We start from the raw sequence: 16858 nt of genomic DNA, 5'->3' as shown, positions 1-16858 counted from the left end.
GGTCATTAACACTTATGTACCACCTTGCACCGGGCCTGGGCGGATCAGCTATGGGTTTCAACCCACAGGTACTGACCGATGCCCAGCCAAACCAGCGACAACCCCCACGACCATTTTCTTACCCAACAATTGCCACTTTGGGCCTTGCACCTGACGCCCGGGCACTGGCAAGACCTGCGCCATAGCCTGCGACCGGTCGCTATCGAGCAACAGGACCTGCCCCTGCAGAACGCCCAGGCACGCTTGAAATACCTGCGCAACGATCTGCACCACCTGTTAAAAGACCTCAAAGGCCTTGTCGCCTTCAGCCAGCCGCTACTCAAGGCGCATCTGCATCAGGTAGTGCACACCGACCTGGACGTTGAGCGCACTACGCTCCACCGGGTGACACTGCGCTACAACGGGCCGGTGACCAACCGCTCTGTCGAAGAGCTACCCCACAGCCTGCTGCAAGCGGCGCTGCAGAACTTCAGCAGCGTCTCGTTCGATGCCCCCAGCGCCTTGCGCGATGCAGACAACAAGCGCCTGTCAATCCCGCCCCAACGCTTTGCCCAAGCGTGCCGGACGCTGGATCTGGGCCAACGCTATCAACAGCATCTGCGCGATATTTTCGAAACCGGTACCACCGCGCAACAGATCGAGCAACGCGCGGTTGAACTCAACCGTCAGCAACTGCGCGTCGACCTTCAACTGGCGCAACTGCACCAGCGTATCAGTGCTGCCGGAACCCGTTGGGTAAGCAACCTGTTTGCCCCGCAAGCGCCGACCCGCGCGGGGGGATTCCCCCTGCACCGCTGGAGTTTGAAAATGTTCGGCGTGCCCCTGCACGATATTGTTGTACTGGCCCCTTCCGACGCCAGCACTGAAAGCACACTGAACACCGGAAAAACGCAGGTCCCCGGGGTGCTGCTGCGGCCCTGGAGACCCGCCTGGCAGAAAATATTCAGCCAGGCACCGCCGACCCTGGCACTCGTCTATAGCGGCCCGCTGGTGGCCTGGCTACCGGGGGCGCGGGACGGGGCACTGTGCGAATTCACCTCGGCCCAGGCCTTGCAAAACCACCTCAGGCAACGCTTGTGCAACGCCGAGTTCCGGCGCTTTTTCGCACGCTTCGTACCGCTGCAACAACGCACGCATTTTTTCGCCGTGCTCAAACGCAACCTCGCACCGCAAGCGGCGGCTGACGCTGATTGGCCGGTTGCAGCCGGCAGCAGCCTGTACCTGCTGCGCCAACTGATCGCTACCGAGCTGTTCAGTCACCTGCAAACGGCCCATGTCCAGCGCCTGAAAAATGAAGCGCGCTTTCTCGCGGTACCCACCGCCGATGCTGACGAAAATGCCCGCACCGCGATGCTTGAAGCGGTTTGGGACAATGGCTTGAACTTTCTCAATGTGGCGGCGTTTTTCGTACCGGGTCTGGGCCAGGTGATGATGGCGGTATTCGCCGTACAGCTGCTTGAAAGCGCCTACGAAGGTTTTGACGCCTGGTCTCACGGCGATATCGATACGGCGCTGGCCCAGCTGCAATCGATCGGCGTCAACCTCGCGTTGAGCGCAGGCCTGGCGGCCGGCGGACATCTGATCAGCGCGGGCAACAGAGTGATTGACCGGCGCTTGATGGATTCGCTGGTCCAGGTGCAACGTGGCGATGGCAGCCAGCGCCTGTGGAGCCCCGACATCACTGCCTACCGCAGCCACGTTGAGTTGCCCGAGCGCCTTGAGAGTAACGCTCAGGGCCAGTATCTGCATGACAACAAACACTATGTGCGCATGGCCGGTAATCTGTTCGAACATCGGTTGGACGCGCACTCCGGTCAATGGCGGATCATCGCCCCCAGTAAGCCACACGCCTATCAACCGCCGCTGCTGCATAACAACGAGGGCGCCTGGCGGCACGTGCACGAACAGCCGTTGCAGTGGTCACGAGCGACCTTGCTGCGCCGTCTTGGCCAGCCGGTCGAGGCCTTCAGCGATGAGCAATTGAGCCAGGCCGCATGGATCAGCGGTACCACTGAAGACAGCCTGCGCCGCCTTCACCTGGAGCAGCAAGCGGCGCCTGCCTTGCTGCTCGACAGCCTGCGCCGCTTGCACGCGGCCAAGCTCGGCAACGAGGCGCTGCAGCGCCAGCCACAAGCATCGTTCCCACAACTGTTCAGCGAGCATTATCAGGGCCCACCCGCGGGCGTGCGGCCTGAGCAATTGACCCTGGCACGGGCGCTGGAAGGGCTGTATGAGCCCAGGCTGGCCAACGACGACTGCGAGCGCCTGGTGTTTGCCTGCCTCAAACGCCTGCACGACTGGCCAACCGACTTTCGCCTGGAGTTGCGCGCAGGTCACCTGCACGGCCCGCGCATCGCCTACTTCGGCCCATCGACGGCGGCCGAGCGGGCACTCATCGTCAAGGTCGCAGCAACCTACCAGGCCTTCCGTGGCGGCGCCCCCCTCGCGCCGGCGACCCCTAACCGCTACCAGGCGATACTCAGTGCCATCCCCAGGGCTGAGCGCGAGCAGATGCGGCTTGAGCAGGATGACGGCACGCTGCTGGGCCACAACGTGCGGCGCCTGAGTGAAAACAACCAGAACAGCCTTAACCAGTGGCTGTGGTCGTACAGCCCTGACTGGAACGAAGCGATCGGGCTTTCAGGCGGCGCCCCGCTGCCACCGCGTATTGCTCCGACGCACGCGTCGTCGATAGGGGTGACTCGTTACCGCGCGCTCTATCCCGAATCCAGCGATAGCCAGGCACAGGCGGCCCTGCAAGCCTGGCGTGCCGCAGGCACCTCGCCCTTCGTGGTTCTCCTGCGCCTGGAACAGCAGTTCCTCCAGCTGCGCCTGAGCCTGCAGATCTGGGCACGCAATCTCAGTCAGCGGCTGGAGGTCACCACCCGCCTGCTCAACGTGTGGCGGCGTAGGGGCGCGCTGCAGTCAGCCGCTGGGCAATCGGTTTTCGTCCTCGACTTCGACGACCTGGCCCTGGCGCAAATCGACCTGGAAAGTTTTCCCGTTCTGCAGGGCAATCCGTTCGAGCATGTGCAGGAGCTGAGCATCGACAATAATCCGCTGAGTCATCTACCCAGCCAGTTCATGCGGTACTTGCCGCAGTTGCGCAGCCTGTCTGCACGCGACTGCGAGTTGACCCGAGTGCCCAGCGGCTTGAGCAACCAGTTGCGCTCGCTGGACCTGACGCTGAATGAAATTGATTGGTCTGCCGACGATCAGAACGCCTTGGCGGCCTACCCCCGCCTGCAACACCTGCACCTGGACGGCAATGCCCTGGCCCAGGCCCCGGATGTCAGTGGCCTGCCCGATTTACGCAGGGTGACGTTGAGTAGTTGCACGCTGGAAGAGCTGCCGCCGGGCATCGACAGCCTGCGGGCACCGGTGCTCATTGACCTGTCGGGCAACCGCTTGGCCCGGCTACCGCTCGACTTTGACCCGCCGCGGGCTGTTGGCCATGCGCTGCAGCTGGAGAACAATCCCCTGGATCTCGCTACGCGGCGACACATCCGCCGGTATTTCGCCGATCATCGTGTCGACATGCAGGTGTCACAAAGTGCCTATGCCGAACTGCTGAACCAGGCCAGTGACTCGCAACTGCAACTGTGGGAGCGCCTGCAGACGCCCGCGCGCTTGACGTTCGTACGCGGCTTGCGCGATCTCTACAGCAGTACCCCCTACCTGGCTGCGCCAGATACCACACGGCGCATGCTCTGGCAGGTGCTGGAGGTGATCGAGGCTCAACCGCACAGCAATGAGGTGCTCAGCGAACACAGTGGCGGCACGCGAATCCTGCTGTTGGCCGACCAGGTACAAACGCTGCTGGCGACCCAGACGCCAGGTTTGCAGGCACGCAGCACCCGGGTGTTGCACACGGCACTCCAGCGCATGTACCGCCAGGTCTTGCATGCGCAAGTCGATAACCAGATCCCAGCACTGGCGCAGCAGCAGCCACTGCGTCGCTTGCGTTGCCAGGTGCTCTACCACTGGACATTGCGCCAGTTGGCCTTTGATCCGCAAATGGTCATGACCGACACCCCGTTGCCTGGTGATCGCCTCAGGCTCAACGCCATCGAGTCCGACCTGCAAAACCTGCCCCCCGACTGGCCCGAGCAGCTGCATGAGCGGATGGTGGCGCTCAACCCTGATAGCGACAGTGGCCTGCAGGCGCTGTTTGAGCGCGATGAGCAACATGACTTTGTCAATCAAGACTGGGTTACCCAACTGCAAAGCCATTTTGCGGAACAGTTTGCCGACCTGGATGACGAGCTCAGCCAGCGATTGCAGGCGGTTGGGGAGGAAATCACCGATCCTGACGCGCTTGGGCGGGAGCAACAAGCGGTGCGCCGCCGTCACCAACACGAGGTCGAGCGGGTGATGCGTGAACTGACCCGCCTGTTCTACCGCGACAGCCTCAACGAAGAGTGACCGCCAGCAGGCGGGTGCGTGACTCGCCCAGCCAACGCTCGAACTGATCGGCCGGCATCGGCCGGCCGATCACATAGCCCTGGCCCTGATCGCAACCGGCATTGCGCAAGAACTCGTACTGCTCACGGGTTTCGATGCCCTCGGCGGTGATCTTGAAGCCCAGGGCATGGCCCAGGTCAATGATCGCCCGGGTAATCGCCACACCGTCATCGTCCTGAGGCAAGTCCTTGATAAAGGCGCGGTCGATCTTCAGGTGATCGATCGGCAGCATCTTCAGGTAAGCCAGCGACGAGTAGCCGGTGCCGAAGTCATCCACCGCCGTGGCAATGCCCATCTGCTGCAACTGCGCCAGTATCGCGCAGGCGTGCTGCTGGCTTTCCATCAGCAGGCTTTCGGTGATTTCCACTTCCAGCAGGTTCGGTGGCAGGTCGAAGCGCTTGAGCGCCCGGGTCAGGCTGGCGACATAATCGCTGCGCTCGATCTGCAGGGCGGCGACGTTGATCGCCACTGGCCCGGGCAGGCACTCGGCGGCGCGCCAAGCGGCGATCTGCGCGCAGGCAAGGTCAAGGACCTTTTCCCCCAGGGGGATGATCAGCCCGGTCTGCTCGGCCAGGGGGATGAAGTCTGCCGGTGATACCAGCCCGTGTTCCGGATCGCGCCAGCGCAGCAAGGCTTCGGCGCCTTCGACGCGGCCACTGAACAGGTCGACCTTGGGCTGGTACCAGAGCTCGAATTCGTTGTTGTGCAAGGCCCGGCGCAGGTTGCGCTCCAGGCACAGGCGCTGCTGCAGGCGCAGGGTCATGTCCGGGTGGTAGAGGCGCCAGGCATTGCGCCCGCTCTCTTTGGCCGCGTACATCGCCGTGTCGGCGTGGCGCAGCAGGCGGTCGCTGCCCTGGCCGTGCTCCGGGCACCAGGCCAGGCCGATACTGCCGGTGACCAGCGCGGCATTACCCTTCAGATCAAAGGGGTGCTGCAGGGCTTGCAGGAGCCTCTGCACCCGCTCAAGGCTGTCACTGTCCGGGCCTTTGAGCATGAAGGCAAACTCGTCGCCGCCCAGGCGGCAGACGCAATCCGGGTCTTCGATGATCTGCACAAAGCGCGCGGTGGCCTGCTGCAACAGCAGGTCGCCCATGGCGTGGCCAAGGCTGTCGTTGACCTGCTTGAAGCCGTCGATGTCGAGCACCAGCACGGCAAGGCGTTCACCCTTGCTGATGACGTCCAGCAACTGCTGATGAAACAGCAGACGGTTAGGCAAGCCGGTAATTGCGTCGTAATGGGCCAAGCGTTCGAGCTGCGCCTGGGATTGCTTGAGTTCCAGGTTACGCAGGTTGATCAGGCGGTTGCTGCGGTTGAGTTGGGCGACGAAGATGCTGAACAACCCCGTGCAGGTCAGGGCGAACAGGAACAACGGCGAGGCGAACAAGCTCATGGACGGCCAGCCGCCCAAGGGGCTTGCGGCCAGTTGCCAGAGCCCGCCCGGCACGTCGACATTGACGGTTACCGCGTGCTCTTCAAACAGTTTCGGGTCGCCCCAGATCATGCTCCCGACCGAACCCTGACCATTGGCGCCACGCAGCGCCAGTTCAAAACCCGGGTCCAGGTCGAGGCCGGCGGTACTGAGCAAGCGGTCGATGTCGGCGACAATCGACACATTGCCCCAGTACAGTTTCACGCCTTTGCGGCCCTTGAGGAACACCGGCCGCCGGTAGATCAGCCCGCGCCCGCCCTGGTACAGCTGCACCGGCCCTGCCAGCACCGGGCTATAGTGATCGCGGGCACGTTGGAGCATCGGGTACTGGTCGGGCAGGTGGCGGTAATCGACACCGACGATGCTCTGGTTGCCGTGGATCGGGTAGACGTCGGCAATCACATCGCCGGGTGCCAGGGAAATATGGCGGATGTGTGGCACCGAGGCGATGGCCTGGCGGGCCATGTCATGAAAGTGCTCGGGGCTGATCTCGCCATCGGCGCTGAGCAACTGGGCGATACCCTCGGTTTCGCCGAAGGCCGAACGCAGTTGCGCCTCCAGCGCCGTGCGCACGCCCGACAAGCGTGCGCTGGCATTGGCCACCAGTTCGCTCTCCTGGCGCTGTACGTCCAGTTGGCCCAGTACCACCGACAGGCCGATACCGATCAGGGCAAAGCCTACCGGCAGCAGGCGGTTGAGGGTGGTGCGCAGGTTCTTCGGCAGGGGCAGATTGTCATCAAGGGCCAGGGTTCTTGTGCTCATAGGTCCGTTATTCACATCGGATTAATGTTTTATCGGCGTGCTTGGCGCAATGTTGAGGGCGACTGGCTTTTTTTAGCGCCTTGGCGTTATGCTCTGACTGAAACGTTTCAGCCATTACACAAAAAGAGGTGCTGCGCCCATGAACCGTCTGCTCGATTCGCTGTTTCCCACCGCCAACGAGATCCCCGAGGCGTATCGCCTGGGTGAACCGCTGGTGCAACGCGAGTACCTGGTCAACGGCCAGTTGCAGCGCTGGGACGGGCCGCTGGCCACGGTGCGCAGCCCGGTGTGGCTCAAGCAAGGCAATGAAGAGCACCAGGTGACGCTGGGCAGCACCCCGCTGCTCGACGCCGACACCGCCCTCACCGCCCTGGACGCCGCCGTGCACGCCTACGACAAGGGCCGCGGCGCCTGGCCAACCATGCGCGTGGCCGAGCGCATCCAGCATGTCGAAACCTTCCTGGGCAAGATGCGCGAACAGCGCGAGGCGGTGGTCAAGCTGCTGATGTGGGAAATCGGCAAGAACCTCAAGGACTCCGAGAAGGAATTCGACCGCACCTGCGACTACATCGTCGACACCATCGGCGCACTCAAGGCGCTCGACCGGCGCTCCAGCCGCTTCGAGCTGGAACAGGACACCCTCGGCCAGATCCGTCGCGCGCCGCTGGGCGTTGCCCTGTGCATGGGCCCTTACAACTATCCGCTGAACGAAACCTTCACCACCCTGATCCCGGCGCTGATCATGGGCAACACCGTGGTGTTCAAGCCGGCCAAGTTCGGCGTGCTGCTGATTCGGCCGTTGCTCGAAGCGTTTCGCGACAGCTTCCCGGCCGGGGTGATCAACGTCATCTATGGCCGTGGCCGCGAGACCGTCAGCGCGCTGATGGCCAGCGGCAAGATCGACGTGTTCGCCTTCATCGGCACCAACAAGGCCGCCAGCGACCTGAAAAAGCTCCACCCGCGCCCGCACCGCCTGCGCGCCGCCCTGGGCCTGGATGCCAAGAACCCGGGGATCGTGCTGCCGGAGGTTGATCTGGACAACGCCGTCAACGAGTCGGTGACCGGCGCCCTGTCGTTCAATGGCCAGCGCTGCACGGCGCTGAAGATCCTCTTCGTGCATGAGGATGTGGTCGACAGCTTTCTCGACAAGTTCCAGCGCAAGCTGGCCGCGCTCAAGCCGGGCATGCCTTGGGAGCCCGGCGTGGCCCTGACGCCGCTGCCGGAAGCGGGCAAGATCGATTACCTCAACGGTCTGGTGGCCGATGCAGTCGACAAAGGCGCCCGGGTCATCAACGAAGGCGGTGGCGCCAGCCGTGGCTCGTTCTTCTACCCCGCCCTGCTGTACCCGGTGAATGCGCAGATGCGCGTGTACCAGGAGGAGCAGTTCGGCCCGGTGGTGCCGGTGGTGCCCTATCGCGACCTGCAGACGGTGATCGACTACGTGCTTGATTCCGACTTCGGTCAGCAGTTGAGCATCTTCGGCACCAACCCGGCCGAGGTCGGTCGCCTGGTCGATACCTTCGCCAACCAGGTCGGCCGTATCAACCTCAATGCCCAGTGCCAGCGCGGCCCGGACACCTACCCGTTCAACGGGCGCAAAAATTCCGCCGAGGGCACCCTGTCGGTCCACGATGCCCTGCGGGTGTTCTCGATTCGCACCCTGGTGGCAACCAAGTTCCAGGAGAGCAACAAGCAGCTGATCAGCGACATCATCCGTAACCGCGAGTCGAGCTTCCTGACCACTGATTACATTTTCTGACAACCTTCTGTCCAGTGCCGCGAATTTTGATTTGCCGAATGGGCGAAACTGTATAAACATACAGGTTCGCGCCATTCACCCTGCGGCGCTTTAAAGGAGGATCAATAAAATGGCAGTCAAACCAATCCCCGAAGGACAACACAGCATTACCCCCTACCTGGGCATCAAGGATGCCGCCAAGGCCATCGACTTCTACAAAAAGGCCTTCGGCGCGGTCGAGATGTTCCGCCTTGACGGCCCTGACGGGCGCGTCGGCCACGCCGAGCTCAAGATCGGCGACTCCTCGATCATGCTTGCCGACCCCTGCGACCAGGCGGGTGGGTTGACCAGCAGCCAGTCGCTGGGGGGCGCCGCCATCGGCCTGCACCTGTATGTCGAGGATGTCGATGCGCGCTATGCCCAGGCAATCGAGGCCGGGGCTACCCAGGTCAGCGCCGTGCAAGACCAGTTCTACGGCGACCGCAGCGGCACCCTGAAAGACCCGTTCGGCAACCTCTGGTTCGTCTCCACTCATAAGGAAGACCTCAGCGTGGAAGAGATCCGCGCCCGCGCCGCCAAGCTGTTTGGCGGCCAGTAAGCAGCGCCTGGCTCGGCTGGCGGGCATATTCGCCAGCCGGGCTTTGCATTAAGGTGGCAGGCACAGGAAGGCTGGCCAGGATTGTCCATGCGAATCATCGAAAAAAACGCCGCGCTGGTGCGCACCCTCACCCCTGCTGAAGACGAGCTGCTGCGTGGTTTTGTCCAGGGCGGCCTGGAAGGCCCACGCCTGCTGCAGGCCAATCAGTTGCTGATGAAAGTCCGCGCCGCCGGCCATTGGCTGGCCTGCGATTGCCAGCCCAGGGCGATGCCGGTGCTCAACGTCAACCTCAACGGGAACACCGGCACGCTGTTCCTCAAGAACAACCCCGGCACCGCCGAGCACGCGCCAGACTGTGCGTTTATCAAGGATGAGCGTGAAAGTGGCAGCCGCGACAGCGACAACGACTCGCCACCAGCGGCGTGGCTCGCGCCCGATGCACCGTTGCGCCTGATCGGCGATTTCAAGCGTGCCAATGAAGGCGCGGGGGAGTCCGCAGGCACTGGCGACAAGCGCGAACAGCACCGTTTGCTGTCACTGCTGCTGACCCTGATCGAGGCCAGTGGCCTGAACGTCTACGCCACTCACCTGAAAAAGGACCTCACCGGGCAGTTTGCCGAACTGCGCGGCGTCGCCAACCGCTATCCGCTGATCGAGCGGGTGCCGGCCAGCAACTACCTGGAAACCCGCCTGGACATGAAGCACATGATGATGCTCAAGGCGCGTTTGCGTGAGTCCACAGCGTTTGGCAACCACCGTCGGCATGGTTTGCTGCTCGATTGCGTCAGCCAGATCAAGGCGCGCAAGGTGTTCAACGAGCGCAGTGAAGACGGCTTCGACTTCCAGGGCCACCACCTGCTCTGGGGCGGCAGCAAGACCCCGGGGCCGTTGCTGGCCCTGGCGATCTACTCGCCGGCCAGTGCCGGCAGTCACTTTTATGAGCTGATTCATGTCGCCAGCGTACCGGTGCTGTCCCGCGGGCAGTTGTTTCCGGTGTACCGCGATGAAGAGCGCGAACCGTTGAAGATGCTCATCTCGCTGATCGACTGGATGGCCAGCAAAGGCGTCAAGGTGCTCTTGCGCCGGCCGGTGCTCGGTGGTCAGGGCACGGATGCACTGGTACTGAGCTCCGATCAGGACCGGGTGCTGTCGGTATCGCTGACCGACCAGCCGTTGGGGCCGGAACCTGAGGGCGAGACGTTCAAGCGCTATGCCGACTTCAAGAGCCTGGATACCTTCCGCAAGTATGTTGCCGGGTTCTTCATGCGCGGGCGCGAGTAGCGCCGTTGGTCGAGTGCGTCGCACCTTCGAGGGGTGGCTGGGCCTAACGGCTGACACCTGCCCAGAAAAGGAGTTTGACCATGACCCGTAGCGCCCTCACCGCTCTGCTGTTCGCCGCGCTAGTTGGCACCCAGGCCGTAGCTGCCGGCACCGGCCCGACCAATCCCAACCCGGATACCACCCCGACTACACCATTGCCGGGCGTCAACACCGGCATCAACCCCACCGATACACCGCTGCCCAGCGGTACCGATCCGCGCACCCAGGGCAATGATGCCGGGCGCCAGGGTGGTAGTGAGAGCGATGGCAGCCGGCGCGAGCCGAAGGATGGCACCGGGTCGGAAAAAGGGGGAGACAGTGAAGGCGGTGCTGGCAACTACTAGGCCGCTGTGATTGAGCGCGAAGTGATCCAGGCATGGCCCCGCGATCGAGCGCGCAGCGGTCGCAATCCAGACAACACGCCGCCAAGCCAGCCCCCACAGGACCTCTACCACTGGCGCTTGTCAGGCCGGGTCAGGCCGAGCTTTTCGATCCGGTAGCGCAACATGTCGCGGCTCAAGCCCAGCAACCGCGCCGATTTGGTGACGTTCCAGTCAGTACGGTCGAGCATCTTGCGCACCATGTCCCGCTCCACTTCCGGCAGGCTCGCCGAGGCCAGGGCGTCGCCATTAACGTAAGCCTCATGCAGCGCAGGCGCCGGCATTTCCAGGGGCTCATCGACCAGGCTCATGCACACATTGAGCTGGTGCGGGGCGATCACGTCCTGGGGCGCCAGCAATACCGTCTGCTCAAGCATGTTACGCAATTCGCGCACGTTGCCCGGCCAGCTGTAATTGAGCATCAACTCTTCGGCCTCATCGCTCAAACGCAGGTTCGGCTTGCCATAGCGTTTGCCATGCTGGGCAAGAAAATGCCGGGCCAGCAGCAGGATGTCTTCACCACGGGCATACAGCCTGGGCACCTTGATCGAGATGATACGCAGGCGGAAAAACAGGTCCCGGCGAAACTTGCCCTGCTGGACCATCTGCTCAAGGTTGCAGTTGGTCGCGCTGATGATGCGCAGGTCGACCTTGCGCTCTTTCACCGCGCCAATACGGCGAATGGTGCGGTCTTCCAGGAGTTTGAGCAGCTTGGCCTGCAACAGCAGGTCCATTTCGCCGATCTCGTCGAGGAACAAGGTGCCGCCGTCCGCGGCTTCAACCAGGCCAACCCGGCGGTCCTTGGCGTCGGTAAAGGCGCCCTTCTCATGGCCGAACAGTTCAGCTTCCAGCAGATTGGCCGGGATAGACGCGCAGTTGAATTCGATAAACGGCCCCTTGCTGCGCACCCCGTCAAAATGCAGGGCGCGGGCCACCAGCTCCTTACCCGTACCGGTCTCGCCTTCGACCAGCACCGGCGGCAGGTCGCCACTGGACATGCGCTGCTCGGCATCGAGCAACTGGCGGATGGTGTGCTTGAGGCCGAGCATGGCCGGTGATTCGCCGATCAGCGCCTGGCCGCCGGATTTTTGCGCCTCGCGCTCCTGATAGAACGACAGGGTGCGCTCCATGCGCTCGGTGGCCAGGGCTTTCTCCAGCATCAGCTTGAGCTCGGCCAGCACCACCGGCTTGGTCAGGTAATGGAAGGCGCCCTCCTTCATCGCCAGCACGGCGTCTTCGACGTTACCGTAGCCGGTCATCATGATCACCTTGAGCTCCGGCGCGCGCAGGGCCAAGGCCTTGAGCAACTCGTGGCCGTTCATGCCCGGCAGCGAGTTGTCGGTCAGCACCGCATCGGGCTGGCAGCGCGAAAGCTGTTCCAGCGCCTCTTCAGCGCTGTGGCAGACGGTTACCTCAAAGTCTTTGCGCTCAAGATACGTCTGGATGTTCTCGGCGAGGATTTCATCATCCTCAACTACCAGGATGCTCTGCCCCATGGTCCCCTCCCGCTGCAATATTGAAAATCAGGCAGACACGGGTTCCTTCCTCTTCGCGGCTGGTCAGGCTCACCGAGCCGCCAAACCGTTCCATGATCCGCTTGACCAGTACCAGGCCGACACCCAGGCCGCCCTGTTTGGTCGTGAAAAACGGCTTGAAGACCATGCGTTCCTGCTGCTGGCTCATGCCCTTGCCGGTGTCGCTCAGGGTCAGTTGCAGTTGCCGACGGTCCTCCAGCGGCTGTACTGCGACATCCAGGCGCCCGCCCGTGGGCATGGCCTCAAGGGCATTGGCGAACAGGCTGTTGAGGATCTGCGTCAGCAGCACCGGTTGACTGACCACCCAGGCCCGCGCCGGTGTGTCGATCTGCACCTGGACCTTGTTGCGATCCAGCTGCTGGGCGAAAGCATGGCGGGTGTCGTCGATGGCTGCCACCAGCTCCACCGCTTCGGCATCGTCATTCATCGGCCGCAACGACACCAGCAAATCACGCACCCAGCGCGACATACGGTCAACCTGGCTGATGATGTCGCCAATGTTCTTCTGCGCCGCAACGCTGGCGATGTCCTGGGCCAGTTCCGCGCTGGAACGGATGTTGGCCAGCGGGTTGCGCAGGCTATGGGCCACCGCCGAGGACATCTCGCCCAGGGCGGCAAAGGTCTCGCTGGCCACCAATTGGATTTGCTGGGTGCGTAGCATGCGCGCGGCACGGCGCACGATCCAGAACAGGCCGAAGTAGATCAGCGCGCCGCCGAGGATGGTCGAGGTCCAGATGAGCACGTAGCCGCGCTGGATCCGCCGCACCAGGTCATGGGGCTCCTTGTAGATTTCGACCATCGACAACACCTGGGTGCCGGAGGCGTCGAACATCGGCAGGTAGTTCTCGATGAACAGGTACTCGGGCTCACGCTGGAATTTCTGCTCTTCGCGTTCTTCATCGGCCTGGTGGTAGCTGGCCGACACCGGCACCTTCGACCCGAACGACTCGTCCAGGTCCACGTCCCCCTCGATCTTCTTCCCGATCAATTCCGGGTTGGTCGACCAGACGATGGTCCGGTCCAGGGCGTAGACATTGGTCAACAGCGTATCGGGCAGGCTATCGACATGGTCGAGGAACTCGGTGCGGGTCGCGGCCGCCACTGTCGCGCTGACCTGGCTGTGCTGACTGTCCTGGCGCGGGTCGAGCAGTTCGGCCATGGTCGTGCCCGGAGGAATGCGCGAATGGCGCACTTCGGCCTGGGCCATGGCCTGGATGAACTGGGCGGTGAGCATGGCGTCGCGCTCGACGCTGTCATTGACGACAAACCGCGTCGACACATAGCCAAGGCCCGCGGCCACCGAGGCGATGATCAACAGGCTGACCACGGAGAACCAGCGCAGCAGGTTGAACTGACGCGCCGGTTGGTGTTGTGCAGCCGGGGAATCCTGGCCCTCATCGGCCAACTGACGGTTGAGCATCTGCATCGGATGGTTTCCTTCCGGGATGCTTTTTTTCTTCACAGGTATAGCTCAGGCCATCCGTGGCGCCTGACATCAATACTAATGAGCGAAGTTGCAGTGATAGTATTTCGCCATACCTGAACGCCAGTATCAGCGCCGTTCACGGGCTGCGGCTGCCCTGGCCAGCCGGAAACTCAGTTGCACGCAAGTGCCCTTGCCTTCACGGCTGCTCAGGCGCACCGTGCCGCCAAAACACTCCATGATCCGTCTGACCAGCACCAGGCCAACCCCAAGGCCGCCTTGCTTGGTGGTGTAGAACGGTTTGAAGGCCATGCGCTGCTGTTGGTCGCTCATGCCCTTGCCGGTATCGCACAGGCGCAGGATCAAGCTTTTGCGGTTGTGCCGTACCGGCTCGATGCGCAACGTGCCGCCCTCGGGCATGGCTTCCAGGCCATTGGCGATCAGGCTGTTGAAGATCTGCCCAAGCAGTACCGGTTGGCTGAACACCTGCACCGCCGGCACGCTATCGACCTGCACCTTGACCCCTTGACGGCGTAGTTGTGGTTCGAATGCCTGCAGGCTGTCCTGCAGTATTCGCAGCAACTCCACAGGCTCGGCCGCATCATTGAGGGGCCGCAGTGATTGCAGCAACTGGCGCACCCAATGCGACATGCGGTCGACCTGGCTGATGATATCGCCGATGTTCTTCTGCGCCGGGCCTTCTTCGATTTCCTGGGCCAGCTCGGCGCTGGAGCGGATGCTGGCCAAGGGGTTGCGCAGGCTGTGGGCGACAGCCGAAGACATCTCGCCCAGGGCGACAAAAGTTTCATTGCTGATCAGCTGCTTTTGCTGGATGGCCAACTGCCGGGCGGCGCGGTGCATGATCCAGAACAGGCCGAGGTAGACCACCCCGGCGCCCAGGGCAATCGCCAACCAGATCAGCAGTAGGCCACGCTCGATACGCACGATCAGGTCGTGGGGCTCTTTGTAGATCTCGACCATGGCCGTGACATTTTCACCGTCGGCGTCGAACAGCGGGATGTAGTTCTCGATGAACAGCTGCTCGGGCGGGGTGATGAATTTCTGTTCGCTGCGGGCCTGATCGACATCGTGATAGCTGGCCGACACCCGCCGCTTGTAAAGAAACGCCTGGTCGAGGTCATCGTCGGACTCGATCATCTTGCCCACCAGGGCCGGGTTGGTCGACCAGATCACCATGCGGTCAGGCGCATAGATATTGGCCAGGAGCATGTCTGGCAAATGCGCAATATGGTCAAGAAACTCACCCCGCGCAGCACGCCTGGCTTCGGGGCTGACGTCGGCAAGCGCCTGGTCCTGGCGTGGGTCGAGCAGATCGCCCATGGTCCGCACATTGGGGATGGCCACACTGCGCACTTCAGCCGAGGCAATCGCCTGGATGAACTGGGCGGTGAGCAAGGCGTCGCGTTCGACGCTTTCGTTGATGACGAAGCGGCTGGAAATCAGCCCCAGGCCCACTGCTACCGAAAGAATGATCGCCAGGCTGACGAAGGCATACCAGCGCAGCAGGTCGAACGGCTTGCGCGCGGCTGCCGGTGCCGTGGCGGCAACGGCTAATGCAGGCGAATCGAGGCGTGGCTGGCTGCTCATCACTGACTCCCGAATGAACGCTCCTTAGGTTATAGCCCAGCGCGGGGAATTCCCCAGCAGGCTGCCCCCACTTGACCCCAACCCTGGGGCCCAAGCCCCGCGCCGAAGTTGCCGCCTACCTCGCGTTTTTACCCGGCAGCCCTTGCCAGCAGTGGCTCGCGCAGTGTTGGTACGGATGTTGCCGATGCCTGTGCAGACGACCCAAGTCCATGGGCCCGATTGCAAGAGGGAAGACTCATGCACCGTCCAACGCCCCACCCACTGGCTCTGCTGATCCTGGCGAGCATTATCCAGGCACCGGCTCAGGCCGCCCTGTTCGAAGTAGATCCCGGCCCTTACCTGCCAGCCACCGGTGGCTTCGCCGCCTGGTACCAGGACACCCATGGCCGGGTCCTTGATCTGTGCCTGAGCAAAGCGGTCAGCTCGCGGGTGCCTGGCGCCCCCGGCGCACCGTCGTACATGTGTACGCTGCTGCCGGCACCGGGGGTGTTCGACGACACCCAGCCGATCAGCTTCCCGAGCAACTACCCGGACGAAACGTTCTGGTTCACCGCCGATGCGGCGATCGTCGATGCCGCCCGTGGCATCGACCTGAGCTACGGCACCGCCATCGAGGCAGCCTTCGCCGCCGAAGAAGTGGTCGACGGTGACCAGGTCAGCTTCGCCCGGGTGCGCATCCGCGTCGATGTGCCCAGCGCCGGCACCTACATCGTCACCCACCCCTACGGCGTTGAAGTCTTCGATGTACCGGCAGCCGGGCGGCGGGCGATCAACATGACCCGCGACATCGGCATCGGCTCGCCGAAAACCTACATGGGTGCCCTCAAGGGTGATGTCGGCCCGTTCCTGCGTGGTGCGGGCGGCCCCTACACCGAAACCAACCCGGCCACCGGCGCCAGCGAACGCTTTATCGGCGACCCGAACCTTGAGGAAGCGGTCACCGGCAGCCCGTTCAACACCAACTTCGTGCGTATCGAAGGGCCCAACGGCCTGGACCTGCGCACCGAGTTGTTCTCGGTCTCGGGCAAGCTCTCGACCGTGGTCCGCCCGACCCCGGTGATCGCCCAACGCAGCACCTACTCGCGCCACAGCGAGAACGGCGACCTGCGCGCCCAGCAAGACGTGTTCGTGCAGGCCCCGCCGCCACCGGCGACGGCCACCCTGATCAGCCAGACGCCCAACCTCAACCTCACCGAGGCCAACACCACCGGCGCCTGGTACGCCCAGTCGGTGCTCAACCCATCGCTGCCGCTGAACCTGCAGGTAACCGCCGACAACCAACTGGCGATCCCCAGCAGCACCCCCACCACCCGGACCCTGCCGCTGACCGACCTGGTGGTGATCGAGCGCGCCGAGTACAGCCTGGCCTCCGGGCAATTGACCCTGGTCGCCAGCACCAGCGACGAAACCAGCCCACCGGTGCTCAGCGCCAGCACCGGCAACGGCGCCACGATCGGCACCCTGAGCGGCAATGGCGCAATCAAGACCCTCAGCACCGGCCTGTCGCCGATTCCGCCAGCCAAGGTCACGGTGACCAGCGCCAACGGCGGTAGCGACAGCGAAGAAGTGGTGCTCGTGCCATGAACACTCTTACGCCACGT

10 protein-coding genes are annotated in these 16858 nt (G+C 63.2%); 6 read left to right on the top strand and 4 right to left on the bottom strand.

What is annotated here, in order from left to right; genetic code table 11:
* Positions 1-78 precede the first annotated feature (78 nt).
* A complete protein-coding gene (locus F8N82_RS09595; RefSeq protein ID WP_038995042.1) occupies positions 79-4425 on the top strand; it encodes a dermonecrotic toxin domain-containing protein in 4347 nt (1448 codons plus the stop codon).
* Here the strand turns inward: F8N82_RS09595 and F8N82_RS09590 are convergent.
* Positions 4412-6655, bottom strand: coding sequence for a putative bifunctional diguanylate cyclase/phosphodiesterase (locus F8N82_RS09590; protein ID WP_038995041.1), 2244 nt, complete (start codon positions 6653-6655; stop codon positions 4412-4414). The genes F8N82_RS09595 and F8N82_RS09590 overlap by 14 nt on opposite strands.
* Before the next feature lie 139 nt (positions 6656-6794).
* Here F8N82_RS09590 and F8N82_RS09585 point away from each other — a divergent pair, with 139 nt between their 5' ends.
* From F8N82_RS09585 to F8N82_RS09570, 4 genes are all read left to right on the top strand, one after another.
* The gene (locus tag F8N82_RS09585) at positions 6795-8414 is read left to right on the top strand and encodes an NADP-dependent glyceraldehyde-3-phosphate dehydrogenase (RefSeq protein ID WP_038995040.1); all 1620 of its coding nucleotides are present in this window, start codon (positions 6795-6797) and stop codon (positions 8412-8414) included.
* A 109-nt stretch (positions 8415-8523) separates the two neighbouring features.
* On the top strand, positions 8524-8991 hold the full coding sequence (locus tag F8N82_RS09580) for a VOC family protein (protein WP_038995038.1): 468 nt from the start codon (positions 8524-8526) through the stop codon (positions 8989-8991).
* An 87-nt stretch (positions 8992-9078) separates the two neighbouring features.
* A complete protein-coding gene (locus F8N82_RS09575; protein ID WP_038995037.1) occupies positions 9079-10272 on the top strand; it encodes a hypothetical protein in 1194 nt (397 codons plus the stop codon).
* Between the two features lie 80 nt (positions 10273-10352).
* Entirely contained in the window at positions 10353-10655 is a 303-nt protein-coding gene (locus F8N82_RS09570) for a hypothetical protein (RefSeq protein ID WP_038995036.1), read from the top strand.
* A 104-nt stretch (positions 10656-10759) separates the two neighbouring features.
* Here F8N82_RS09570 and F8N82_RS09565 read toward each other — a convergent pair whose 3' ends face one another.
* The 3 genes from F8N82_RS09565 to F8N82_RS09555 form a co-directional block, all read right to left on the bottom strand.
* Positions 10760-12187: a sigma-54-dependent transcriptional regulator gene (locus F8N82_RS09565; protein ID WP_150776892.1), complete on the bottom strand. Its 1428-nt coding sequence runs from the start codon at positions 12185-12187 to the stop codon at positions 10760-10762.
* Entirely contained in the window at positions 12162-13646 is a 1485-nt protein-coding gene (locus F8N82_RS09560) for a sensor histidine kinase (RefSeq protein WP_371857305.1), read from the bottom strand. Before F8N82_RS09560 ends, F8N82_RS09565 begins: the two co-directional genes overlap by 26 nt.
* Before the next feature lie 132 nt (positions 13647-13778).
* Positions 13779-15257: a sensor histidine kinase gene (locus F8N82_RS09555; protein ID WP_038995033.1), complete on the bottom strand. Its 1479-nt coding sequence runs from the start codon at positions 15255-15257 to the stop codon at positions 13779-13781.
* 237 nt (positions 15258-15494) lie between these two features.
* On the opposite strand from F8N82_RS09555, the gene F8N82_RS09550 reads away from it, so the two are divergent.
* Positions 15495-16841: a hypothetical protein gene (locus F8N82_RS09550; protein WP_038995032.1), complete on the top strand. Its 1347-nt coding sequence runs from the start codon at positions 15495-15497 to the stop codon at positions 16839-16841.
* Positions 16842-16858 lie beyond the last annotated feature (17 nt).

It is taken from the genome of Pseudomonas fluorescens (genome assembly GCF_902497775.2).
GTDB classification, from domain to species: Bacteria; Pseudomonadota; Gammaproteobacteria; order Pseudomonadales; family Pseudomonadaceae; genus Aquipseudomonas; species Aquipseudomonas putida_F.
The sequence above is the reverse complement of the archived record's forward strand: the minus strand, read 5'-3'. Positions and strand labels throughout refer to the sequence as shown.